19 protein-coding genes and 1 pseudogene are annotated in these 23,048 nt (G+C 68.8%); 11 read left to right on the forward strand and 9 right to left on the reverse strand.

From position 1 onward, the window contains the following. The coding region (locus IEZ08_RS30160; RefSeq protein WP_229803679.1) for a cbb3-type cytochrome c oxidase subunit I at positions 1–1,333 on the reverse strand (1,333 nt) is incomplete at its 3' end. Between the two features lie 251 nt (positions 1,334–1,584). Continuing rightward, positions 1,585–2,169: a hemerythrin domain-containing protein gene (locus IEZ08_RS30165; protein WP_068923223.1), complete on the reverse strand. Its 585-nt coding sequence runs from the start codon at positions 2,167–2,169 to the stop codon at positions 1,585–1,587. Between the two features lie 140 nt (positions 2,170–2,309). Between IEZ08_RS30165 and IEZ08_RS30170 the strand changes: the two genes are divergently transcribed. Together IEZ08_RS30170 and IEZ08_RS40390 are read left to right on the forward strand one after the other, a co-directional pair. Further along, complete coding sequence (locus IEZ08_RS30170; RefSeq protein ID WP_068923222.1) at positions 2,310–3,578, forward strand: cytochrome P450; 1,269 nt, start codon at positions 2,310–2,312, stop codon at positions 3,576–3,578. 225 nt (positions 3,579–3,803) lie between these two features. Next, entirely contained in the window at positions 3,804–3,926 is a 123-nt protein-coding gene (locus tag IEZ08_RS40390) for a hypothetical protein (protein WP_268249380.1), read from the forward strand. Here IEZ08_RS40390 and IEZ08_RS30175 read toward each other — a convergent pair. Beyond that, positions 3,908–5,347: an amidase gene (locus IEZ08_RS30175; RefSeq protein ID WP_189243458.1), complete on the reverse strand. Its 1,440-nt coding sequence runs from the start codon at positions 5,345–5,347 to the stop codon at positions 3,908–3,910. The two genes, IEZ08_RS40390 and IEZ08_RS30175, sit on opposite strands and share 19 nt — an antisense overlap. Positions 5,348–5,698: 351 nt before the next feature. Here IEZ08_RS30175 and IEZ08_RS30180 point away from each other — a divergent pair, with 351 nt between their 5' ends. Beyond that, the gene (locus IEZ08_RS30180) at positions 5,699–6,199 is read left to right on the forward strand and encodes an enolase C-terminal domain-like protein (protein ID WP_203863547.1); all 501 of its coding nucleotides are present in this window, start codon (positions 5,699–5,701) and stop codon (positions 6,197–6,199) included. 221 nt (positions 6,200–6,420) lie between these two features. Here IEZ08_RS30180 and IEZ08_RS30185 read toward each other — a convergent pair whose 3' ends face one another. Beyond that, positions 6,421–7,644, reverse strand: a complete 1,224-nt coding sequence (locus IEZ08_RS30185) for an SGNH/GDSL hydrolase family protein (protein ID WP_189243459.1) — start codon at positions 7,642–7,644, stop codon at positions 6,421–6,423. Positions 7,645–8,477: 833 nt separating this feature from the next. Between IEZ08_RS30185 and IEZ08_RS30190 the strand changes: the two genes are divergently transcribed. The 7 genes from IEZ08_RS30190 to IEZ08_RS30220 all read left to right on the forward strand — a co-directional run bounded on the left by IEZ08_RS30190 (position 8,478) and on the right by IEZ08_RS30220 (position 17,988). Beyond that, complete coding sequence (locus IEZ08_RS30190) at positions 8,478–8,768, forward strand: Nif11-like leader peptide family natural product precursor (protein WP_068923219.1); 291 nt, start codon at positions 8,478–8,480, stop codon at positions 8,766–8,768. A 61-nt stretch (positions 8,769–8,829) separates the two neighbouring features. Next, positions 8,830–10,137, forward strand: coding sequence for a SagB family peptide dehydrogenase (locus IEZ08_RS30195; protein ID WP_084780035.1), 1,308 nt, complete (start codon positions 8,830–8,832; stop codon positions 10,135–10,137). A 5-nt stretch (positions 10,138–10,142) separates the two neighbouring features. Then, complete coding sequence (locus IEZ08_RS30200) at positions 10,143–12,350, forward strand: TOMM precursor leader peptide-binding protein (RefSeq protein ID WP_068923217.1); 2,208 nt, start codon at positions 10,143–10,145, stop codon at positions 12,348–12,350. Then, positions 12,347–12,901, forward strand: coding sequence for a hypothetical protein (locus tag IEZ08_RS30205; RefSeq protein ID WP_189243460.1), 555 nt, complete (start codon positions 12,347–12,349; stop codon positions 12,899–12,901). The genes IEZ08_RS30200 and IEZ08_RS30205 overlap by 4 nt, the downstream gene beginning before the upstream one ends. A 377-nt stretch (positions 12,902–13,278) precedes the next feature. Beyond that, positions 13,279–14,460 (forward strand): L-rhamnose isomerase, encoded by a 1,182-nt coding sequence (gene rhaI, locus IEZ08_RS30210; RefSeq protein WP_189243461.1) that lies wholly within the window; start codon positions 13,279–13,281, stop codon positions 14,458–14,460. A gap of 52 nt (positions 14,461–14,512) precedes the next feature. Further along, the gene (locus IEZ08_RS30215) at positions 14,513–16,552 is read left to right on the forward strand and encodes a bifunctional rhamnulose-1-phosphate aldolase/short-chain dehydrogenase (protein WP_068923214.1); all 2,040 of its coding nucleotides are present in this window, start codon (positions 14,513–14,515) and stop codon (positions 16,550–16,552) included. A 53-nt stretch (positions 16,553–16,605) separates the two neighbouring features. Further along, positions 16,606–17,988, forward strand: coding sequence for a rhamnulokinase (locus tag IEZ08_RS30220; protein WP_189243488.1), 1,383 nt, complete (start codon positions 16,606–16,608; stop codon positions 17,986–17,988). Between the two features lie 159 nt (positions 17,989–18,147). Here IEZ08_RS30220 and IEZ08_RS30225 read toward each other — a convergent pair whose 3' ends face one another. From IEZ08_RS30225 to IEZ08_RS30235, 3 genes and pseudogenes are all read right to left on the reverse strand, one after another. Beyond that, complete coding sequence (locus IEZ08_RS30225) at positions 18,148–18,780, reverse strand: MBL fold metallo-hydrolase (protein WP_068923213.1); 633 nt, start codon at positions 18,778–18,780, stop codon at positions 18,148–18,150. After that, positions 18,780–19,709 (reverse strand): annotated as a pseudogene (locus tag IEZ08_RS30230) (S-(hydroxymethyl)mycothiol dehydrogenase); the annotation flags it as partial. The pseudogene IEZ08_RS30230 and the gene IEZ08_RS30225, both read right to left, overlap by 1 nt. 38 nt (positions 19,710–19,747) lie before the next feature. Beyond that, the gene (locus IEZ08_RS30235) at positions 19,748–20,032 is read right to left on the reverse strand and encodes a GntR family transcriptional regulator (RefSeq protein ID WP_229803669.1); all 285 of its coding nucleotides are present in this window, start codon (positions 20,030–20,032) and stop codon (positions 19,748–19,750) included. Positions 20,033–20,734: 702 nt separating this feature from the next. Between IEZ08_RS30235 and IEZ08_RS30240 the strand changes: the two genes are divergently transcribed. Beyond that, complete coding sequence (locus tag IEZ08_RS30240; RefSeq protein WP_189243462.1) at positions 20,735–21,199, forward strand: GntR family transcriptional regulator; 465 nt, start codon at positions 20,735–20,737, stop codon at positions 21,197–21,199. Here IEZ08_RS30240 and IEZ08_RS30245 read toward each other — a convergent pair. Both IEZ08_RS30245 and IEZ08_RS30250 read right to left on the reverse strand, forming a co-directional pair. Continuing rightward, positions 21,196–21,765: a cysteine hydrolase family protein gene (locus IEZ08_RS30245; RefSeq protein WP_189243463.1), complete on the reverse strand. Its 570-nt coding sequence runs from the start codon at positions 21,763–21,765 to the stop codon at positions 21,196–21,198. The genes IEZ08_RS30240 and IEZ08_RS30245 overlap by 4 nt on opposite strands. A 19-nt stretch (positions 21,766–21,784) precedes the next feature. Beyond that, positions 21,785–22,942, reverse strand: coding sequence for a hypothetical protein (locus IEZ08_RS30250; protein WP_189243464.1), 1,158 nt, complete (start codon positions 22,940–22,942; stop codon positions 21,785–21,787). Between the last annotated feature and the right edge of the window lie 106 nt (positions 22,943–23,048).

Raw genomic sequence — 23,048 nt, forward strand, 5'->3', positions numbered from 1 at the left:
GGAAGCCTTCGGCGCCCAGCCAGTGCTGGACCAGGAAGGTGGTGTGGAAGCCGATGAACAACGTCCAGAAGTGCACCTTGCCGAGCGTGTCGTTGAGCATCTTGCCGGTGAACTTCGGCCACCAGAAGTAGAAGCCGGCGAACATCGCGAAGACCACGGTGCCGAAGACCACGTAGTGGAAGTGGGCCACCACGAAGTAGGTGTCGGTGACGTGGAAGTCCATGGGGGGCGAGGCCAGGATGATGCCGGTCAGGCCGCCCAGCAGGAAGGTGACCAGGAAGCCGATCGAGAACAGCATCGGCGACTCGAAGGTCAGGTGGCCGCGCCACATGGTGCCGATCCAGTTGAAGAACTTCACCCCGGTCGGGACCGCGATCAGGAAGGTCATGAACGAGAAGAACGGCAGCAGCACCTGGCCGGTCGGGAACATGTGGTGCGCCCACACGGCCACGGAGAGCCCCGCGATCGCGATGGTGGCCCCGATCAGGCTGATGTAGCCGAACAGCGGCTTGCGGCTGAAGACCGGGATCACCTCGGTGATGATGCCGAAGAACGGCAGCGCGATGATGTAGACCTCGGGGTGGCCGAAGAACCAGAACAGGTGCTGCCAGAGCAGCGGGCCGCCGGTGGCCGCGTCGAAGATGTGCGTGCCGAGCTTGCGGTCGGCCTCCAGGGCCAGCAGCGCGGCGGCCAGCACCGGGAAGGCGATGAGCACGAGAAGCGAGGTCAGCAGCACGTTCCAGGTGAAGATCGGCATGCGGAACATGGTCATGCCGGGCGCGCGCATGCAGATGATCGTGGTGATGAAGTTGACCGAGCCGAGGATGGTGCCCAGACCGGCGATCACCAGACCCATGATCCACAGGTCGCCGCCGACACCGGGCGAGGCGATCGCGTTCGACAGCGGGGTGTAGGCGAACCAGCCGAAGGCGGCCGCGCCGTCCGGGGTGAGGAACCCGGAGATCACGATGATACCGCCGAAGGCGAACAGCCAGTAGCTGACCATGTTCAGGCGCGGGAAGGCCACGTCCGGCGCACCGATCTGCAGCGGCATGACCTCGTTGGCGAAGCCGGCGAACAGCGGCGTGGCGAACAGCAACAACATGATCGTGCCGTGCATGGTGAACAGCTGGTTGAACTGCTCGTTGCTGGTGAGCTGGAGGCCCGGCTGGGCCAGCTCCGCCCGGATGACCAGCGCCATGACGCCGCCGATCAGGAAGAACACGAACGAGGTGATCAGGTAGAGGTGCCCGATGACCTTGTGATCGGTGGACGACATCCACTTCGTGAGGATGGTGCCCCTGCGCTCGGTGCGGACCGGCGCGACGGCCAGCGGCTCACCGGCGGGCGGCTTGTAGGTCGTCACGACGCCCTCCCGATGACCGGCGAACCGCTGCGGATCTCCGCAGCCCTGTGTTGTGCTGCCTGCCGTACTGCGTAGCGCTAGTACTCCGGCATATCACGGCGAACTCGCTCAGGGAACCGCCGGCGGGAACCCACCCGCGGACACCGTACGGCCCGCGCCTCCAGGGGACGGAGGCGCGGGCCGTACGGTGTCCGGAGTCCGGGGAATCGCCCGCAGGCTCAGCCGTTCTTGCCCATCGCCTGACGGATCACGTCGCGGATCCGGTCCACCATCGCCACCGGCGTGCCGACCAGCAGGTTCTTGGTCGCCGACTCCACACCCGGGTGCGGGTGCGTCGGGGCCATCGCCTCGGCCGCCTTCACCCCGGCCGCCATGGCCCGCCGCTCGGCATCGGAGGCGTAGGCGCGCAGCTTCTGGAACTCGTAGCGCTCCTCGCTGCGGGCGTGAGCCTCCACGGCCGCGCGCAGCAGGGCCAGGTTCGTCAGGAACTGCGGGTCCTCGGGACCCGCCTGGTCCATCCGCATGAGCAGTTCCTTGGCCTCGCGCTCCTCGGCCAGGCGGTCGTCGACCACCGCGTCCCCGCCCTCCAGCTTGAGACGGGCGTACGGGTGCACGACCTCCTCCTCGGCCGTCTCGTGGACCGCCAGCATCCGCACCAGCCGCTGGAACGCCTCCGGCCGTTCACCCGGGGTGGCCTTCTCGACCTCGTCGAACATGTCCCTGATCAGGGCGTGCTGCGCCAGCAGCAGGTCGACGACATCGGTCTCTTCCATGGTCTCCGGGCGGGGGTAGGTGTTGGTCATATCGCTCTCCCTTCGCGTTTCTCGCGCCCGCCTGCCCTACCCACACCCGGCAGCCGAACACCACCGCGCGGCGGCCGGCGTGCCCCGGGCCGTTTCCCACCGGCGGTTTCACCGCCCGCGGCGCGGGCATTCCAGCGCCTATGTTTCTGCCGGACAACACGATCCCTCTCCTGCTCCAGGGTTACGCCTGGCTGCCCCAGCTGCGGCGGCGCGCCTCCGGCGAGGTTGTGCACACCCGGGTGGGGGGCCAGCGCGCCGTCGCGCTGCGCGGGCCGGACGCCGCCCGGTTCTTCTACGACGAGGACCACGTCGAGCGGCACACCGCCCTGCCCGGTCCCATCAAGAGCACCCTGTTCGGCCATGGAGCCGTGCACACCCTGGACGGCACCGGCCACCGGGTGCGCAAGGCGATGTTCCTGTCCCTCCTGACCGGTGACGGCATCGGCTCCCTGGTCAGGTACACCACCGCGGCCTGGGACGAGGCGGCCGCCTCCTGGGCCGATGGGCGGCGCGTGGTGCTCTTCGACGAGGCCGCCGCGATCCTGGCCCGGGGCGTGTGCCGGTGGACCGGCATCCCGCTGGCCGAGTCCGAGGTGCCCGCCCTGGCCTCCGACCTGGTGGCCATGGTCGACGGCTTCGCCACCCCGGGGTCCCGGCACTGGCGGGCCCGGACCGCCCGCGCACGCCGCGAGGCGTGGCTGAGGTACCTCGTGGAGTACGTACGCGACGGTGTGGCCACCGTTCCCGCGGGCTCGGCGCTCGACGTCGTCGCCCACCACCGCGACGCCGACGGCGAACAGCTCGATCCGCACACGGCGGCGGTGGAACTGCTCAACATCATCCGGCCGACCACAGCCGTGTGCTGGTTCGTCTCGTTCGCCGCCCACGCCCTGCACCGCTGGCCGCGGCACCGCGCACCGCTGCGCGAGGGAGACGACGCCTTCGCCGAGGCGTTCACGCATGAGATCCGTCGTTTCTACCCGTTCGCCCCGTTCCTCGGCGGCCGGGCGGTCCGGGACCTGACCTGGCGCGGAGAGAAGATCCCCGCCAGAAGCCTGGTGCTGCTCGACGTCTACGGCCAGCACCATGACCCCGCCCTGTGGAAGGAGCCCTACACCTTCGACCCACGGCGGTTCATCGGCCGCGAGATCGACGCGTTCGAGCTGATCCCGCAGGGCGGTGGCGACCCCGCCGCAGGTCACCGCTGCCCGGGCGAGGCCATCACCGTCGCGCTGCTGAAGGCGCTGAGCATGCGGCTGGCCCAGCTGGACTACGACGTCCCGGAGCAGGACCTGGACATCTCCCTGCGCCGTATCCCCGCCCGCCCGGCGAGCGGCTTCGTGCTGACCGGCGCCCGCGCCGCCGCGGGGTCCGCGACGGCACGCCACGCGTCCACGGCCCGGAGCTGAGCCCGCACGTTTGACCGCTCCATACACAGCGATGACCCGGGCCCGCGCATCGGTTCTCTCCTGCGGGAAACGACTACCCATGGCCGGAGTGGTGCCGCGCAGAACCGCGCTCACCACTCACACGGCCTGCCGACGTTATCGTTGGACGCACATCACCCTGTACGGACAGTCCGAGCCGGCCGTGTCAGCGGCCGGGCCTCGGGCCGACCTCGGCGTGGAGAGACCATGACGACACCCGGACCCGATCATGTCGACGACGGCGCCGACATCGATCTGGACGACCTGCTGCCCGATCCGGACGACCGGTTGCCCTGGGCCGACGCCGACGACTACGACTGGACGCGATAGGAACGCGGCCACAGTGCGGAGACCGGGGGCGTCCGGTCCTTCCACGGCATAGCCCGCTCCAGTTCGGCGGCGACCTGGAACAGCAGGTCCTCGCGCCCGTGGGCGGCGACGATCTGCACCCCGATCGGCAGCCCGTTCCCGCTCCAGCCCAGCGGCAGGCTGATCGCGGGCTGGCCGGTGACGTTGAACACCACGGTGAACGGCCCGTAGTCGGCCAGCGACTCCAGCCAGCTCAGCAGGGTGTGGCCGGGGTCGTCCTGACGCAGTGTGCCGTGCGGCGCCGGGAGGCGGCCCAGCGTCGGGGTGACGAGCAGGTCGTACTCGGTGAGGAAGGCGCTCACCGAGCGGGTCACCCGGTTCTGCGCGTCGAAGGCGGCCATCATGTCCATCGCCGTGTACTCCCCGGCGACTTTCAGGAACTGCCGGGAGACGGCCTCCATCATGGCCGGGTCGGGCTTTCGGGGGGCCAGCAGCAGGGTGGAGGAGAGCGCCACCCCTTCCAGCACCCAGCTCCGCATGACCGCGTCCCAGTCGACGCGCGGGCCGTCCTCGGAGACGAGGTGCCCGGCCTGCTCCAGCACCAGACCGGTCCGTATCGCGGCCGCGGCCACCTCGGCGTCCACCGGCGTCCCGGACCATGCCCGGGTGGTCACCGCCACCCGCAACCGGCCCGGGCGGGCCGCGATCTCCTCGGCGTAGGGGCGCAGCGGCGGCGGAGCGGTGTACTTGTCGCCGATCCCCGGTCCGCAGACGGCGTCCAGCAGGTGGGCGGCGTCGCGGACGGTGCGCGTGAGAGCGAACTCGCAGGCCATGCCCAGCATGGGCTCTCCCAGGTCGGGCCCGCTGGTGATACGGCCCCGGCTCGGCTTGAGCCCGACCAGGCCGCAGCAGGAGGCCGGGACGCGGATGGAACCGGCCCCGTCGCTGGCGTGCGCGACGGGCACGGCCCCGGCGGCCACCAGGGCGGCGGCGCCACCGCTGGACCCGCCCGCTCCCCTGTCCGGATCCCACGGGTTGCGGGTCGTTCCGAACCTGACCGATTCGGTGGAGAAGCTGACGCACATCTCCGGCGAGGTGGTGAGGCCCAGAGTGACCAGGCCCGCGGCCCGGAAGCGGGCCATCAGATCGCTGTCGTGGTCCGGGACGACGCCCGGCAGGCTCCGGCTGCCGAGGAAGAACGGCACCCCCTCCGCCACCGGCCCGTGGTCCTTGATCAGGAACGGTACCCCGGTGAACGGCCCGTCCCCGGCGTGGTCGAGCGCCGGGCTGAACACCGGCAGCGCCAGGCCGTTCACCTGCTCGTCCGCCGCGGCCAGGGCCTTCCTGGCGGTGGCCTCGACCTCCTCGGCGGTGACGTCACCTGCCTTGATCAGCGTCCGGAGGCCGACGGCGTCGTACCTTGCGTACTCGTGAAGTTCCATGGAGAGTCCTTCTCCGGGCGTCCCCGACGCCCGTACATCGATCACAGGGGATCCTTCGGCGGATCCGCTCGTCAGTGAGGCAGCGCGGCAGGCCGCTGAGCGGGTGCTGAGCGGGGCGCTGCGATGGGATACAGCCTGAACGAGACGACGGTCGCTCCACCGGGTCAGCAGCCCGGGAAACCGTCGCCGGTGATCGAGGTGGTTCTACGCTCGGTACATCACCGCCCATGCTGCCGGACACCGTGCCGGGACGTCCACACGATTTGAGGCGTCCTCCGCGGCAGGCCGTAGACCCGGCGCGCGGTCGCCCCGAACACGGCGGCGCGGCCGGCCGGGTCCAGATCCGCCAGCATCGAGGAGCCGACCAGCCCCGACGACGTCCTCGGTCACGCCGCGATCCGCCGCGGGGTCGCCCCGGTCAGGGTCGCCACCGGGGAGCACTGCGCCAACCGGGTGATGTTCAAGCAGTTCCTGCAGGCCGAGGCGGTCGACGTGCTCCAGCTCGACGCCTGCCGGGTCGCCGGGGTCACCGAGAACGTGGCGATCCTGCTGCTGGCCGCGCGGTTCGGCGTGCCGGTCTGCCCGCACGCCGACGGCGTCGGGCTGTGCGAGGTCGTGCAGCACCTGGCGATGTTCGACTACGTCGCGGTCAGCGGCAGCGTCCAGGACCGGGTGATCGAGTACATCGACCACCTGCACGAGCACTTCGTCGACCCGGTGACGGTGCGCGACGGCCGGTACGCGGCGCCCACGGCTCCGGGCATGTCGGCCGAGCTGCGGTCCGAGTCGCTGGCCGCCCACCGCTATCCCGACGGACCCGTCTGGCGGAACGTGAGGAATGCCGATGTCTGAGCCCACCGGGTCCACTGAGCCCATCGACCCCATCGAGTCCCAGGAGCCCCATGAGCCCGGCGAGTTCCGTGGGCTCGCCGCGCTGGTCACCGGCGGGGCCTCGGGGATCGGCCTGGCCACCGCGCCCACCCGAGGACTCCGGCGCGGGTGCCCGTGTCACCTGCGCCGGAGCGGTGGAGACCGGCGCAGGCGCCGGCATCACGCGTTCACCGGGAAACGTCTCACTTCGGGACGTCGAACGGCAGGTCGGCGTAGGGAGCGTGGCTGCGCCACGTATCGCCGCTGAGCCTTCCCAAGGTGTATCCCGCATCCAGCAGCCGGCTCACGAAGTACCTGGCGATGATCTCGTACACCGCCTCGGTCGGGTGCGCCAGGTCACTGGTCGTGATGCACCGCCGCATCTTCGCCATCTCGGGAGTGTCCTTCGGCTGCGGCGAGACGCTCCCGTGGTAGATGGGGCGCACGCCGCGCTGCTGGGCCTTCTTGGACAGGTTCCACTGGTCCATCTGCGCGCTGACGTGGTCCATCCACGCACTCATGCGCACGAGGTGGACGTTGTCGGCGCCGGGTGCGTGCGGTCCGGCCGGCCACTTCTCCACGAGGCTTTCGAGCATCGCGTCGTAACGGCGGATGACCGGGTCGATGCTTCCCGCCAGGGGAATCCACGAAGGGTCTCCGAGGCCCTCGATGAACCGGATGGCGTTGTACACGCTCGGCAGGTCGAGCACCATGAAGTGGTGGCGGTCCTTCGTCTCGGGGAAGCTGGAGTTGACCAGTTCGACCAGGGACTGGATCTCCGCCACGGCGGGGAACACCCCGACGCCGCCGGTGAGCTCCTTCGGATACGTCTGGCTCCACGACAGCCATGCCGAGTAGTCCGGCGTGGTCGGCAGGGTCTTGATTTTCCTCGGGTCGTAGTCGGGACGCTCCGCGGTGACGAAGTCGTTGAGGCCGATCCAGATGACGTGCATCGTGTCACCCTCGAAGGGCTTGGTCAGGAGCCTGCGCTGTGCGACGTAGTCTTTGACCTGATCCCGCAGGTAGGTGAGCGCACCGAATTTGGGTGCCCAGTCCGTGGTGACGATGGCCCCGCCCATGGCGTAGTTGACGTACTTGATCTCCGGCAGGGCTCCGGTCTCCTCCGACGGCTTCCTCATCTGCTTGAGGTATTCGTCGAGGTCCACCGGGGGCTTCGGTTCGGCCCGTCCCCCCTGGGGTTCGACGCCGAGGACGGAATAGCCGGACAGGGTGCGGTAGTCGTTGGACTTTCTGATCGACAGGTCCTTGTTGCCCCACATGAGGGTCTCACCGGTGGACCACTCCACGAGGAAGTCGGTCCAGTTTCTTCCGTCGCTGTAGCGGCCCGCCTCGTTCACGCGCATGGCGCGGAACAGCCGGGCGAGCTCTCCCGTCGGCCACAACCACTTGTTCCCGATGTCGGACATGCTGTCGCCGAGGATGACGACGTTTTTGATGTCGATCTTTCGGCCCGATGCCGGAGGAGCGTCGATCTTTCTCCTCGAAGTCGAAGGGGTGTCCATTTTCCTCTCCAGTCCCGAAGAAATTACAGCCAGGATCCGAAACCGTTTACGGGCGGCTTCCAGCCGTCCACGGAGAACACGAAAGATCGAATGCACTCCGGCCCGGACTGGACGTCTCGGCTCACCATAGAGCGCGAATCCGACACTGCCTAGGGCCCGCCCGCCGCCGGAATGATTACAGACAACATGTAAGGATATTTCTCTTGATTCTCTTTCAGTGACGCCGCCAAAGGATTCTGACGGCCTGCCGTCAGAATCCGGGGAGCAGATCTCCGAGATTTCTCGGCAAATCATCCGATAACGAGACAAAATCGAGCCATACCGAACGGGATCGCGGCGAACGGCGATCACCGGGAACCACAAGGGCGGCAGTGATCGAAAAGCGTCTGCCGGATAGCCGAAACCCCCCTTCCCGTCGAACCGAAACGCAGATCATCCACTCGGGACAATCACTACTCCTGAAATGCCCGAAGTTTCCGAAAAGCCGTTGTTCTCCGGGGCGTGGCCACAGCGTTGCGGGCCGCATGCGGTCTCGTGGTCGCGGTCTCGCAGGTGGGTGCCGCGTTCGACGGTACGGGCGAGGTGGACCGGCCGGAGTCGCCGTCTTCGACGCGGAATGCCGGCCCGTCGACGGCGAGAAGCTTCCCCGTTGTGTGCACAACGACACAGACTCCCCCGCCTTTCGTCGTTTCAATTCTGCTTCGACAGCACTGGAACTCTCAATGAAAGGAGTCGCGATGGAGCACGGCACAGCGCTGGTGGCTTCCCCGGCCGAGCAATTCCTGAGGCTGACCCAGACCGATGACGGACTCAGGGCGCAGCTCCGGGGAATGTCGAGCGAGGACCTGGTGGAGGCGGCGGTGAAACTCGCCGCCGAGCGGGGCCTCGTCTTCTCCGGCACCGAACTCGAAGACGAACTGGCCAGACAGCTCGGCCTCGAGGAGCACGACCTGCTGCAATTCGCGCCGCCGACGAACTGCTCGTCGGCCAGCGGCTGCCGCACGCCGTGCATGTACTGCAACTACTAATCCGATAACGGGGGATGCGATGTTCGGGGATTTGCACCTGTCACTGAACAAAGGCGTTTCGATGAAGTCGGAGGGCGACGTCGTGACGCTGGAGCGCGACGGGCATCGCATCTCCATCGCCGCTGCGGGCCATGAGCTCGCCGCGGCCGTGAAGGAGCTGTCCGCCGGGGGTGTCACGCTGGCGCGGCTGACCGGGGATCCCGTACGGCTGCCGATGGTGATGCGCCGGCTGGCGCGTGGCGGCTGGCTGCGTTACTCGATCATGGACGGCGCCGTCGTGGCCACACCGGTGGCGACGCCCGAGACCGAGTGGCCGGCTCTGGACCCTGACGCTCGTTATGCGCTCTCACGCTTCGCCTACCTGCACCGCGACGGGGACACGCTGCTGCTCAGGTCGCCGCTGTCGTACCTGGAGGTGGCCGTCGCCGACCCCCGGGCGATCGCGCTGGTGGCGCGCCTGGCCGCGCCGCGCCCGTACGACGAGCTCGTCGAGACGGACCTCGACGCCCAGGTCATGCGCCTGTTCAGGCACGCCCGCCTGGTCTGCGAGCCGGACGGCGAGGACGGCGAGGACGGCGACCCGGCGATCAGGCAGTGGGAGTTCCACGACCTGCTCTTCCACGCCTCCACGCGCGACGGGCGGCACGACCGGCCCACGGGCGGCACGTACAGGTTCCGGGGCGAGATCGACCCGCTGCCCGCCGTACGCCCCGCGATCGGGGAGCTCGTCACCCTGCCCGCGCCCCGCGCCGAGCGGCCGGAGACGTCGCTGTTCGACGTGCTCGACCGGCGGCGGAGCATCCGGCGGCACGGCGAGCGGCCCCTGACCAAGGAGGAACTCGGCGAGTTCCTGCACCGGTCGGCCAGGCTGAGCGGGGTCTTCAGAGCCGGGGACGAGGAGGTCGGCCGGCGGCCCTATCCGGGCGGCGGCGGCCTGCACGAGCTGGAGATATACGTCGTGGCCGGAAAATGCGCCGACCTGCCTGCCGGTCTTTACCACTATCGCGCCCGCGAGCACGCGCTCGGCCGGGTCAGCGAAATGACGGCACCAGTCGAGGCGTTGCTGCGCGACGCCGCCTTCTCGACCGCCAATCCGGAGGGCCCGCAGGTGCTGATCGTCATCGCCGCGCGTTTCCAACGGCTTTCCTGGAAATACCAGCGGATCGCGTACTCGCTGATTCTCAAACACGTGGGCTGCCTCATCCAGACCATGTACCTGGTCGCCACGGCCCTCGAACTCGCGCCGTGCGCGATAGGCGGCGGCAATTCCGAGCTGTTCACCCGGGCGCTCGGAGAATCGTATTTCACTGAGACGTCCGTCGGAGAGTTCGCCTTGGGGACCCGGCCGGACCGTGACGCTGAGGAGTGAGCCGGATGCTCGAGCGCCCCCAGTTCAAACCGCATTTCCAGGTGGAGGTGTCGCCGCCTGACACGGTGTTCCTCCTGAGTGAGGACGGCGCCTTCTCCCTGACCGGATCCGTGTACGTGCTGCTGGCGTCCCTGCTGGACGGCACACGGGACAGGCAGGAGATCCTCGACGCCGTGGCCGGGCGCTATTCCGAGGTCGCGGCGCACTTCGCGCTGTCGCGCCTGGAGCGCATGGGGTACCTGTGCGAGCGGGTCCAGGGGAACCCCGCCGAGGCGGCCTACTGGTCGATGCGGAACGTCCCGCCGGCGGAGGGCCGCGGGATCGCCGTGGCGGCGCTGGGCTCCGTGCCCGCCGCCGAGTTCGAGACCGCCCTGAAGGCGCTGCACGTCCGGGTCGAGTCCGGCCCCGAGGCAGCCGACCTGGTCATGGTCGTCGCCGACGACTACCTCGACCCGCGCCTGGCCGAGTGGAACGAGACCGCCCTGCGCGCCGGACGCCCCTGGATGCTGGTCAAGCCGGTGGGCCGGGTGCTGTGGCTGGGCCCGATCCTGGTCCCGGGGGTCACGGCCTGCTGGCGGTGCCTGGCGGAGCGGCTGACGGACAACCGGCCGGTCGAGACGTTCGTGGCGCTGCGCAGGGGCCGGCCGGGGCCGATCTCGGTGGCGGCGCTGCCGTCCACCGTCCAGACGGCCGTGCACGCGGCGGCCACGCTCGCCGCCGACTGGCTGCTCACCGACGCCGACGACCTGCGGGGAACGCTTGTCTCGCTCGACTCCGCGGGGCTGGACAGCCGGCGACATCGGCTGATCCGCGACACGACCTGCCGTGCGTGCGGCACCGGCGACGCAGAGCCCGACCGGCGGCCGATCGAGCTGACGAGCAGGAAGAAGACGTTCACCACCGACGGCGGACACCGTACCGTGTCCCCCGAGGAGACGCTGCGCCGCCATGAGCACCTGATCAGCCCGATCACCGGCGTGGTGCGGGATCTCCGCGCGTTCGAGACCGGCAGCCCGCTGATCACCGTGTACGCGGGCGCGCACAGCTTCGGCCGCCCCGGCCACGACCTGGCGGACCTGCGCCGCCTCCTCGTCACCGAGAGCGCCGGCAAGGGGCGCAGCGACGCGCAGGCCAAGGCCAGCGCCCTGTCGGAGGCCATCGAGCGGCACTCCGGCGTCTTCACCGGCCGCGAGCCGCGCGTCTCGGCGACGTACGCGGGACTGGGCGAGTCGGCCGTGCATCCGGCGGCCTGCCTGCAGTTCAGCGACGAGCAGTACCGGGGGCGTGAGCGGTGGAACCGCGAGCACTCCAGCTACGCCTGGGTCCCCGAGCCCTTCGACGAGTCGCGCGAGATCGAGTGGACGCCGGTGTGGTCGCTGAGCCTGGGCCGGTGGCGGTACCTGCCGACGGCGTTCTGCTACTACGGCTACCCGCTGCCGGACGGCCACCGGTTCTGCGTCGGCGACTCCAACGGCAACGCCTCGGGGAACAACCTCGAGGAGGCGATCCTGCAAGGGTTCATGGAACTGGTCGAGCGCGACAGCGTGGCCGTGTGGTGGTACAACCGGCTGCGCCGTCCCGCTCTGGACCTGGACAGCGTGGCCGATCCGTACCTGGCCGAGGTGCGCGCCGAGTACGCGCGGCGCGGGCGCGAGATGTGGGTGCTCGACCTCACCGGCGACCTCGGCATCCCGACGTACGCGGCGGTCTCCGCGCGCGTCGGCCGGCCGGACGAGCACATCATCCAGGGGTACGGCGCCCACCTCGACCCCGGGATCGCCCTGCTGCGCGCCGTGACCGAGATGAACCAGATGATGGCCCTGACCATGAACGAGCCGCTGGACTTCACCGGCGATCCGGACAACCGGTACTGGTACGAGCACGCCACCCTCGCCAACCAGCCCTACCTCCTGCCCCACCCCGGCCTGGAGCCCGCCAGGCTCTCCGACCACGCCCGCCGGTGGAGCGACGACCTCAGGGACGACATCCGGACCTGCGTGGACATCGTCGCCGCGCACGGCATGGAGACCCTGATCCTCGACCAGACCCGTCCCGGCATCGGGATGAACGTGGTCAAGGTGATCGTCCCCGGACTGCGGCACTTCTGGGCGCGTTTCGCGCCCGGCCGCCTGTACGACGTGCCCGTGAAGCTGGGGTGGCTGCCGCGGCGGCTGCGCGAGGACCAGCTCAACCCGTTGCCGATCAGCTCATGAACGCCATGGCACGCTCCTTCACGGGCGTCTTCACCGCCGCTCAGGTCGCGGCGCTGGTACGCGAGGCCGCCGCGGCGTACTCGGGATCGCGGCAGGTGCTGGTCGAGGGGTACCGGGTGAACGGCGCGCAGCTGCTCTCGCCGACCCGTTACCGCTACGCGCGTACCGGCTCGGAACTGGACGGGCACAAGAACGGGGTGCTGACCTCGCTCGTACGGGAGCACTTCGGGGCCCGCCTGACGACGGTGACCTCCTCGTACAACTTCTACGGGGTCGGCGACCACATCGGGATCCATCGCGACGCGCCCGACTGCCGGTACGCCGCGCTGATCTCGCTGTCCGGGAACCTCGGACCGCTCGACGTCTACCCGCACCTGGCCGGGTGCGACGGCGGTGAGCTGCTGAAGCGGATCGAGAACGACGCGGCCGGCACCCCCGTGCGGCTGCCGGTCCCGTACGGCGGCGTGGTGGTCGTCCAGGGCAGCGTGCTGCCGCACGCCCGGCCGCCGGCGACGCTCCCGTGCGCCGTGGCGACCGTCTGCTTCGGCTGACAGGCTCATCAGCGAAGATCACGACGCCTATGGTGTCACGGTGGTTTTGCCGGGTGGGCTCGTCCGGGCACCGAGAAACCCGCCGGAGACATCCGGTACCGGAGTGCACGCTCTCGCAGGTGATTAAAACGTTCTATCCACGGTCGTACGGACCCCGCCCGCCGGAAGCGTTCGGGGGTTCGGCAGCTCACGCGCGCAGCCTTCACCGCTGCGGCCGTCCGGCCGATCAGCGCAGAACCCCAGGAAGATGAAGCCCGGCTTTCTCGGCCCGCCGGGTCCGCACCCGGAGGGGCTCGACAGCCCGGCTATCTGAGGCATTATTGTTAAAACGTTTCATTTTCCTCTCGAGCGACTGCCCGGGGAACGGAGCCATCGACATGAGCCATCTGGACCAGTCCGCCCGTGACGGCGTCAAGCGGGCGTTGCGGGAGCAGCGGATCGAGACGCCGTCCTGGGCGTACGCCAACTCGGGCACCCGCTTCAAGGTGTTCGCCCAGCCGGGCGTGCCGCGCGATCCGTACGAGAAGATCGCCGACGCGGCCGTCGTCCACCGGCTGACCGGCGTGGCCCCCACCGTGGCGCTGCACATCCCGTGGGACCGGGTGGACGACTACGCCGCCCTGGCGAAGTACGCCTCCGACCGGGGCGTGGCGCTGGGAGCGATCAACTCCAACGTCTTCCAGGACGACGACTACAAGCTGGGATCGGTGACCAACCCCGACCCGCGGGTGCGCCGCAGAGCCGTCGACCACCTGCTGGAGTGCGTCGGCATCATGGACGCCACCGGCTCGCGGGACCTGAAGCTGTGGTTCTCCGACGGCACCAACTACCCCGGCCAGGACGACATCCGCGCCCGCCAGGACCGGCTGGCCGAGGCTTTGTCGGAGGTGTACGACCGCCTCGGCGCGGAGCAGCGGATGCTGCTGGAGTACAAGCTGTTCGAGCCGGCCTTCTACACCACCGACGTGCCCGACTGGGGCACCGCCTATGCGCACTGCCTGCGGCTGGGGCCCAGGGCCCAGGTCGTCATCGACACCGGGCACCACGCCCCGGGCACCAACATCGAGTTCATCGTGGCGTTCCTGCTGCGCGAGGACAAGCTCGGCGCCTTCGACTTCAACTCCCGCTTCTACGCCGACGACGACCTCATGGTGGGCTCGGCCGACCCGTTCCAGCTCTTCCGGATCATGAACGAGATCGTCGCCGCCGACGCGCTCCGGCCGGAGTACGGCATCGCGTTCATGCTGGACCAGTGCCACAACATCGAGCCGAAGATCCCGGCGATCATCCGCTCGGTGATGAACGTGCAGGAGGCCACCGCCAAGGCGCTGCTGGTGGACCGCGAGGCGCTGGCGGCGGCCCAGGCCGCCGGTGACGTGCTGGGCGCCAACGCCGTCCTGATGGACGCCTACGACACCGACGTCCGGCCGCTCCTGGCCGGGCTCCGTGCCGACCTCGGCCTCGACCCCGACCCGATCGCCGCCTACCGGCGCTCCGGTTACGCCGAGAAGATCGCCGCTGAGCGCGTCGGCGGGCGGCAGGCCGGGTGGGGCGCCTGAACCGCGTCCCGATCCGCCCGCGTCACCGGCCCCTATCCCAGGAAGACCGATCATGAGCAATCCCCCTGTCTCCCCGGTCCACGACCTGCTGGCCCGGAGCAACCGGCTCGGTTCCGATCCGCGCACCACCAACTACGCCGGCGGCAACACCTCCGCCAAGGGCGAGGCCGTCGACCCCGTCACCGGTACCCCGGCCGAGCTGCTGTGGGTCAAAGGCTCCGGCGGCGACCTGGGCACCCTGACCGAGCAGGGCCTGGCCGTCCTCCGCCTGGACCGGCTGCGCGCCCTCGTGGACGTCTACCCGGGGGTGGAGCGCGAGGACGAGATGGTCGCCGCGTTCGACTTCTGCCTGCACGGCCGGGGCGGCGCCGCGCCCAGCATCGACACCGCCATGCACGGGCTGGTGGAGGCCCCGCACGTCGACCACCTGCACCCCGACTCCGGCATCGCCGTCGCCACCGCCGCCGACGGCCCCGCGCTGACGAAGGAGATCTTCGGCGAGCGGGTCGTGTGGGTGCCCTGGCGGCGCCCCGGCTTCCAGCTCGGCCTGGACATCGCCGCCGTCCGGAAGGCCAACCCGCAGGCCATCGGGGTCATCCTCGGCGGGCACGGCATCACCGCCTGGGGCGCGACCAGCGAGGAGTGCGAGCGCAACTCGCTGGAGATCATCCGTACGACCGAGGAGTACATCGCCGAGCACGGCCGGCCCGAGCCGTTCGGCCCGGTCGTGTACGAGACGCCGCCCGAGGCCGAGCGGCACGCGCGGGCCGCCGCGCTCTTCCCGGTCCTGCGCGGCCTGGCCTCGACCGACCGGCCGCAGGTCGGCCACTACACCGACACCGACGTCGTGCTCGACTTCGTCACCCGTGCCGAGCACCCCCGGCTGGCCGCGCTCGGCACCTCCTGCCCGGACCACTTCCTGCGCACCAAGGTCCGGCCGATGGTGGTGGACCTGCCGCCGGCCGCGCCGCTGGAGGACGTCGTCGCGCGCGTCAGGGAGCTGCACGCCGCCTACCGTGAGGACTACCGCGCCTACTACGAGCGGCACGCCGGCCCGGACTCCCCGCCGATGCGCGGCGCCGACCCGGCGATCGTGCTCATGCCCGGCGTCGGCATGTTCAGCTTCGGCGCCGACAAGCAGACCGCCCGGGTGGCGGGCGAGTTCTACGTCAACGCGATCAACGTGATGCGCGGGGCGGAGGCCGTCTCGGCGTACGCGCCGATCGACGAGGCGGAGAAGTTCCGCATCGAGTACTGGGAGCTGGAGGAGGCCAAACTCCGGCGCAGGCCCAGGCCCAGGGCACTGGCCACCCGGATCGCCCTGGTCACCGGCGGCGGGTCCGGCATCGGCCGGGCGACCGCGCTCCGGCTGGCCGCCGAGGGCGCCTGCGTGGTAGTGGCCGACCGCGACGCCGAGGCCGCCGCGAAGGTCGCCGCCGAGATCGGCGGGCCCGACGCGGCGGTCGCCGCCGCGGCCGACGTGACCGACGCCGAGGCGGTGGCGCGGGCGGTGCGCGAGGCGGTGCTGGCCTTCGGCGGGGTGGACCTCGTGGTCAACAACGCCGGCCTGTCCATCTCCAAGCCGCTCCTGGAGACCAGCGAGACCGACTGGGACCTCCAGCACGACGTCATGGCCAAGGGTTCCTTCCTCGTCTCCCGCGAGACGGCCCGGGTGATGATCGTGCAGGGCATGGGCGGCGACATCGTCTACATCTGCAGCAAGAACTCCCTGTTCGCCGGGCCCAACAACGTCGCGTACGGCGCCGCCAAGGCCGACCAGGCCCACCAGGTCCGGCTGCTCGCCGCCGAGCTCGGCGAGCACGGCATCCGCGTCAACGGCGTCAACCCCGACGGCGTGGTCCGCGGCTCCGGGATCTTCGCCGGCGGCTGGGGCGCCCGGCGCGCGGCCGTGTACGGCGTGCCCGAGGAGAAACTGGGCGAGTTCTACGCCCGGCGCACGCTGCTCAAGCGGGAGGTGCTGCCCGAGCACGTCGCAGGCGCCGTGTTCGTGCTGACCGGCGGGGAGCTGTCGCACACCACCGGCCTGCACGTCCCGGTCGACGCCGGCGTCGCCGCGGCGTTCCTGCGGTGACGGCGGCACTCGCCGTCGCGGCGGTCGACCTCGGTGCGGCCAGCGGCCGCGTCATGGTCGGCCGTCTCGGCCCCGGCCGCCTCGAACTGACCGAGGCGCACCGCTTCGCCAACGAGCCGGTGCGCCTGGGCGTCACCCTGCACTGGGACGTCCTCGCGCTGTACGCGGGCGTGCTGCGCGGGCTGCGCACCGCCGGGCCGGTCGCCGGCGTCGGCATCGACTCCTGGGCGGTCGACTACGGGCTGCTGGACGCCTCCGGCGCGCTGCTGGGCAACCCGGTCCACTACCGCGACGCCCGCACCGACGGCCTGGCCGACCGGGTGGCCGACGAACTCGGCCGCGAGCGCCTGTACGGCGTCACAGGCCTGCAGCACCTGCCCTTCAACACCCTCTACCAGGTGGCCGCCGAGCTGGGCACGCCCCGGTACGAGGCGGCCCACCGGCTGCTGCTCATCCCCGATCTGCTCTCCTACTGGCTCACCGGCGAGATCGGCGCGGAGATCACCAACGCCTCCACCACCCAGCTGTACGACCTGAACCGCCGTGCCTGGGCCGCCGAGCTGATGGTCGAGGCGGGCATCCGGCCGGAGCTGCTGGCGCCGCTGCGCGAACCCGGCACCCGCATCGGCCCGGTCCTGCCCGGGACCGGCCTGCCCGGCGCTCCGGAGGTGGTGGCGGTGGCCTCCCACGACACGGCCTCCGCCGTCGTCGCGGTGCCCGCCTCCGGGCCGGACTTCGCCTACATCTCCTGCGGCACCTGGTCCCTGGTCGGCGTCGAGCTGGACCGGCCGGTGCTCAGCGAGGCGAGCCGGCGGGCCAACTTCACCAACGAGACCGGCGTGGACGGCACGATCCGCTACCTGCGCAACGTGATGGGACTCTGGCTGCTGCAGGAGTCGCTGCGCGCATGGGGCGAGACGGACCTGCCCGGCCTGCTGCGCCGGGCGACGCAGGAGCCGGCGTTCGCGTCGGTGATCGACGTGGACGACGCGGTGTTCCTGCCGCCCGGCGACATGCCCGCCCGCATCGCCGGCGCCTGCCGGGCCACCGGCCAGCCCGTGCCGCAGACCCCGGCCGCCGTCGTGCGCTGCGTCCTCGACAGCCTGGCCCTGGCCCACCGCCGGGCCGTACGGCAGGCGCAGGAGCTGTCGGGACGGCACGTCGACGCCGTGCACATCGTCGGCGGCGGCGCCCGCAACGCGCTGCTGTGCCAGCTGACCGCCGACGCCTGCGGCCTGCCCGTGGTGGCCGGGCCGGTGGAGGCCACCGCGCTGGGCAACGTGCTCGTCCAGGCCCGCGCCGCCGGGGCAGCCGGTCCCGGCCTGGCGGACCTGCGGGCGCTGGTCCGCCAGACCCAGGACCTGGTGCGGTACGAGCCGCGCGGCGGCGCGCGCGCGTGGGCGGCGGCCGAAGCGCGGCTGGACGGGGAGGGCTGAGCGCGCGCATCGCGTGGTTCGCCACCTGCCTGGCCGACACCCTGAACGGCCGCGCCCGCGTCCCGTGCCGCTCGGACGCCTGAACGGCGCGGAACGTGTCCGGCGGGTCTCCCCGACCGGCATGGCCGTACGGCGGAGACCCGCGGGACGTTCCCGTCCTCAGTGGCCCCGGCTGATCCACTCCTGCAGGTGGGGCGCCTCCGCTCCGATCGTCGTGCTCGCGCCGTGCCCGGTGTGGACGGCCGTCTCCCCGGGCAGCGTCAGCAGGCGCTCGCGGATCGAGTCGACGATGACGCCGAAGTCGGAGAACGACCGTCCGGTGGCGCCCGGCCCGCCCTGGAAGAGGGTGTCACCGGTGAAGACGGCGCCGAGCTCCGGGGCGTGGAAGCAGCAGGCGCCCGGGGCGTGACCCGGTGTGTGCAGGACCTCCAGGCGGGTGCCGCCGACCTCGATGACCTGTCCGTCGGCCAGGGCGCCGTCAGGCCGGCGATCCGGATGGGTGAGCTCCCACAGCGGCAGGTCGGCCGGGTGCAGCAGGACGGGCGCCCCGGTGGCCTCGGCCAGGGCCGGGGCCACCCGGACGTGGTCGTCGTGGGCGTGGGTGGCGAGGACGGCGACGACCCTGCGGCCGGCGACCAGCTCGGTGATGGCCGCCACGTCGTGCGGGGCGTCGACGACCACGCACTCGTCGTCGTCGCCGAGCACCCAGACGTTGTTGTCGACGTCGAAGGTCTGGCCGTCCAGGCTGAAGGTGCCGGAGGTGACGGCGTGGCCGATGCGGACGCCGCCCATCAGAACACCACCACGGAGCGCAGGACCTCGCCGTGGTGCATCTTGGTGAACGCCTGCTCGACCTGGTCCAGGGGGATGGTCTCGGTGACGAAGCCGCCGAGGTCCAGCCGTCCCTGCAGGTACAGGTCGATCAGCATCGGGAAGTCGCGAGACGGCAGGCAGTCGCCGTACCAGGAGGACTTCAGCGCGCCGCCGCGCCCGAAGACGTCCAGCAGCGGCAGCTCCAGCGTCATGTCCGGGGTGGGGACACCGACCAGGACCACGGTCCCGGCCAGGTCGCGGGCGTAGAAGGCCTGCTGGTAGGTCTCCGGGCGGCCGACCGCCTCGATCACCACATCGGCGCCGACGCCGCCGGTCAGCTCCCGGATCGCCTCGACCGGGTCGGTGGTCCGGGAGTTGACCGTGTGGGTCGCGCCGAAGCCCCTGGCCCATTCCAGCTTGCGGTCGTCGATGTCCACCGCGATGATCTTCGCGGCTCCGGCCAGCGACGCGCCCAGGACGGCCGCGCCGCCGACGCCGCCGCAGCCGATGACGGCCACGCTGTCGCCGCGGGTGACCCCGCCGGTGTTGATGGCCGCGCCGAGGCCCGCCATCACGCCGCAGCCCAGCAGACCGGCCACGGCCGGGGACGCCGCCGGATCCACCTTGGTGCACTGCCCGGCCGCCACCAGGGTCTTGTCCGCGAACGCCCCGATGCCCAGCGCCGGGCTGAGCTCCGTACCGTCACCCAGGGTCATCTTCTGCGTCGCGTTGTGGGTGTCGAAGCAGTACCACGGACGGCCGCGCAGGCACGCCCGGCACTGGCCGCAGACCGCCCGCCAGTTGAGGATCACGTAGTCGCCCGGGGCGAGACCGGTCACGCCCTCGCCGACGGCCTCGACCACGCCCGCGGCCTCGTGGCCGAGCAGGAACGGGAAGACGTTGCTAGGTAATTGTCCCCTGGTTGTTACCTAGTCAGCAGTGATCGTCATTCCTTAGACGAGGCGCTGAGCTGGCCGTTCGGCCCGCTAGGACGATCAGCGACGAAGCTTCCCATCCCCGGCTCCGTGCGGATGAGCCCATCGTTCCGCAACGCCCGATGGACCTTCTGACCGGTTGCAGTGGCAATGCCGTATATCTGCTGAAGCTTCAGCACAGACGGCACCTGATCACCAGGAGCAAGCTCCCCGCTCTCGATCTGCCCCTTGAGGATCTCGTAGACCTGCACCCAGCGGGGAACACCGGGCTTCCACTCTCGCTCCTGATCAACCACACGGACACGCTAAGCGGGGCATAGTCTGGCAGGCGAGATATAACATGCCTGGCTAGGTATAGCATGGTGTACTACAGTGCCTTTCATGAGGAGCTATTCAGAGCAGCCCGAGGGGGAAGGGCACGCACCCATCGAAGGCCGACCGCTTACGGCATCCACGAGGTTCCCGGTCCCACACCAAGACAGTCCTTCCGAACCACTCATCTACGCATGGACCGCGCACGGCGAGGACGGGCAGGGCTCGCGTGGAGTCACAACCGAGCCCCATAACGCGACAGCCCGTTTAAGTGAAGCCCTCTACGCGCTGGGGCCGGGCGCGAAAGGCTCAATTCGGCTGGCACGTCTCGATTATTTGGCCGTGAATCCATCGTACGTGTACGGAGAAGTACTCCTAAGCGCTCATCGGGAATGGCTAACGGGCGCGGTAGTAGTACGAGGAACCGGGCAGAGATATGACGCTCGTTGAATGGAAGCCATACACCCGGTCAGAACGAGACCGCATCAGGATCACTGAGACATCCTGCTGCGCAGCCTATGAATGGGCGTGCCAGGGTGGCCACTTTCTCATTCTCCGGCGTTCGGGAAAACGTTACGAAGAGGCCGCGAGGGGCCTTTATCGCCAAGCGCGCGATACATGGGAATCCCTAATTCTGGAGCATGCGCGGGACCATATGGAACGACAGAAGGGTAAGGGCAATTCCAATGGGCAGACCGGCCGCGTTCCGAAAAATCGCAAGCGTTCTGTGCGAGCGGATAGAGACAGGGGAATACCCGATAGGCGGTAGCCTCCCTTCAGAATCAGAGCTGTCTCGGGAGTTTGGCGTTGCACGAACAACTCTCCGGCGCGCCTTGATCGCGATGGAGGCCAAAGGACTGATCGAGTCGATTCCCGCTAAAGGACGCATCGTAAAGGGAGGCCAGGAAACGCCTCACTACCGATATCAGGCCATCGCCGATGATCTGCGTGAGCAGATCCGTCAGCAGGAAATTCCTCCTGGGAGTTCATTGCCGAGCGAGGCCACATTACGACGCCGATACGCTGCATCGCGTAACACTGTGAGACATGCTCTTGCCGTCCTGGAAAGCGATGGATGGCTATTGCGCGGAACAGGAATGAGGCGCGTGGTGCGTCTTCAGGGAGAAGACGCACCACACTGTCATTGTTAGTCCGATACTTCGACCTGCCCCGACGTTAGCGATGCCCACGGGATGTCCGAGATCTCAATTATCTGTCCAGGACCGATGAAGCGGGAAGCCACAAGGACACCCGCGTCATGTGCGTACTGGCCTGCGTGACTAGCCGACGCATCCTTGATCAGGCGCGGTGTAAGATCGCGCTCAAATGCGTCCACTACCGTTTTCAGCACGCAGCTTTCAGTATCGAGACCGCACACGTATAGGTCGGTCCAGCCGTGCTCTCGAACAAGCGCCTCGCCCTGTTCATTGAAGAAGCTGTATATGGTCTTATCCAAAACAACCGTTGCCTTGTTGGCGAATGGGGCGAGCTCAGGCACGATGTCAATTTCCGGAGAGCTTTTTAGCTTCGACCAGCGGATCAGTCTTTCGTAAGGGCTCCCCTCATAGTTGATGTATCGCGTGAAGACGACATCGCCGCCCGCTTCCTGCCACCTGTCAACCAGCTCCGCTATCACTGGTATCACAGGGCTCGAATGCTCACTGATGAAGCCGTTCTGCGCGTCGATAACGACCAGCACCGCCGACTTGTTGAACACTGACTTGCCTTCCGTCTTACTATCGCAGAATTTCGATTGCCTCTGACATGTGATCAAGGACGCCGCTAGTATCTAAAATCGCCTTGCGCATGCACTTGTGATATTCGGTCTCCTGCGGGCGAGCATTTATAAGACGCGACCGGGCGGCACGCAGGAAGCGCCAGCCATACTGATCCGGAACCCTGGGATCAAGCCCTTGCTCTACCTGAGTATTGATGGATTCGCAGTAGGCCCACATTGCTTGTGCGGCAAGCTCAACGTTCACTATCTCGTCTTCTGACAGCGCTCTACGCGGTGCGGCGGGGTAATAAACGACTCCGGACCATGCCGCATATCCAATGGAAATTCCCTTGAAGCCGAAAGGGACCATTTCTGCGTGCTCGAAGCCCTCCGCGAGAAGTGACCGCTCCACTAATTCAGCATGAGCAAGAGATGAGTCGGACATCTCCGAGTCACGCTCGTGAAGTATTCGGGGGATACACATGATCCGTAAAGCGGTGTCTAGCTCGTGCGCTTGCCATGATGGAGTGTGAACCCAGTACGCGCTTAAGACATAAGAGGCGTCCACTGGAGAAGACAGGGAGCAGCGCAGAGCCTGAGATGCCCATTCAAGGTCACGGGCATACGTTTTCCTTCGCCATATCGCTAGGTGCGCGAGGCTTGGTAGCTCCAGTTCCTCAACGAGATGGAACATGGCCACACCAAACGGCCACACATAAAGCGCGCATTCACCATTAGCATTGGAAACGTTCACACAGTGGCATTCGAGCCCAAATTTAGCTTCCGCAGCCTCCATTCCCTCAGCGTGAATTAGATCAGGTACGCGTCGCGCCTCGATATACGCTGGGATGAATTTATGAGACCGGACGCCAGAGAGCTGATTAGCCGAAGCCGCTACCGGATTTATGTCACCAAAGAGTTCTTGGGCGGTAGCCTCATAGACCACGCAATACAGCTCGATATAGAGAGGGTCTTGGCACGCCGCGCGGCCGGTCTCGTGACGATATATAGACTTTTCGATTGCTTCAGGCTCGGGAAGCCCGCGACTCGCACCCAATCGATGCAATTCCTGGGCTGCGCGCTTTCTACTCCACTGGCGCGCCTTGCGCTTCGCGATCAAGACCCTATTGGGTTCTAGTTGTTTGCTCTGATCCCTGAGGTGCGGGACTTCGGACATGCACCATGTCCTCTCGTGTCCAGTCCTGTCATCTGCCGCGCTGTTGCTTCAGCTCCGAAGCTGAAGGCATGACACAGAGACACCGCACCGATCAGAGCCCCCGGGC

Source organism: Planobispora rosea (assembly GCF_014648175.1).
Lineage (GTDB): Bacteria > Actinomycetota > Actinomycetes > Streptosporangiales > Streptosporangiaceae > Planobispora > Planobispora rosea.

Bases quoted from the DNA above. Each gene is read 5' to 3' on its own strand.
- IEZ08_RS30165 (WP_068923223.1), bottom strand. From the start codon at position 2,169: ATGACCAACACCTACCCCCGCCCGGAGACCATGGAAGAGACCGATGTC.
- IEZ08_RS30170 (WP_068923222.1), top strand. From the start codon at position 2,310: ATGTTTCTGCCGGACAACACGATCCCTCTCCTGCTCCAGGGTTACGCC.
- IEZ08_RS40390 (WP_268249380.1), top strand. From the start codon at position 3,804: ATGACGACACCCGGACCCGATCATGTCGACGACGGCGCCGACATCGAT.
- IEZ08_RS30175 (WP_189243458.1), bottom strand. From the start codon at position 5,347: ATGGAACTTCACGAGTACGCAAGGTACGACGCCGTCGGCCTCCGGACG.
- IEZ08_RS30185 (WP_189243459.1), bottom strand. From the start codon at position 7,644: ATGTCCGACATCGGGAACAAGTGGTTGTGGCCGACGGGAGAGCTCGCC.
- IEZ08_RS30190 (WP_068923219.1), top strand. From the start codon at position 8,478: ATGGAGCACGGCACAGCGCTGGTGGCTTCCCCGGCCGAGCAATTCCTG.
- IEZ08_RS30195 (WP_084780035.1), top strand. From the start codon at position 8,830: ATGAAGTCGGAGGGCGACGTCGTGACGCTGGAGCGCGACGGGCATCGC.
- IEZ08_RS30200 (WP_068923217.1), top strand. From the start codon at position 10,143: ATGCTCGAGCGCCCCCAGTTCAAACCGCATTTCCAGGTGGAGGTGTCG.
- IEZ08_RS30205 (WP_189243460.1), top strand. From the start codon at position 12,347: ATGAACGCCATGGCACGCTCCTTCACGGGCGTCTTCACCGCCGCTCAG.
- rhaI (WP_189243461.1), top strand. From the start codon at position 13,279: ATGAGCCATCTGGACCAGTCCGCCCGTGACGGCGTCAAGCGGGCGTTG.
- IEZ08_RS30215 (WP_068923214.1), top strand. From the start codon at position 14,513: ATGAGCAATCCCCCTGTCTCCCCGGTCCACGACCTGCTGGCCCGGAGC.
- IEZ08_RS30220 (WP_189243488.1), top strand. From the start codon at position 16,606: ATGGTCGGCCGTCTCGGCCCCGGCCGCCTCGAACTGACCGAGGCGCAC.
- IEZ08_RS30225 (WP_068923213.1), bottom strand. From the start codon at position 18,780: ATGGGCGGCGTCCGCATCGGCCACGCCGTCACCTCCGGCACCTTCAGC.
- IEZ08_RS30240 (WP_189243462.1), top strand. From the start codon at position 20,735: ATGGGCAGACCGGCCGCGTTCCGAAAAATCGCAAGCGTTCTGTGCGAG.
- IEZ08_RS30250 (WP_189243464.1), bottom strand. From the start codon at position 22,942: ATGTCCGAAGTCCCGCACCTCAGGGATCAGAGCAAACAACTAGAACCC.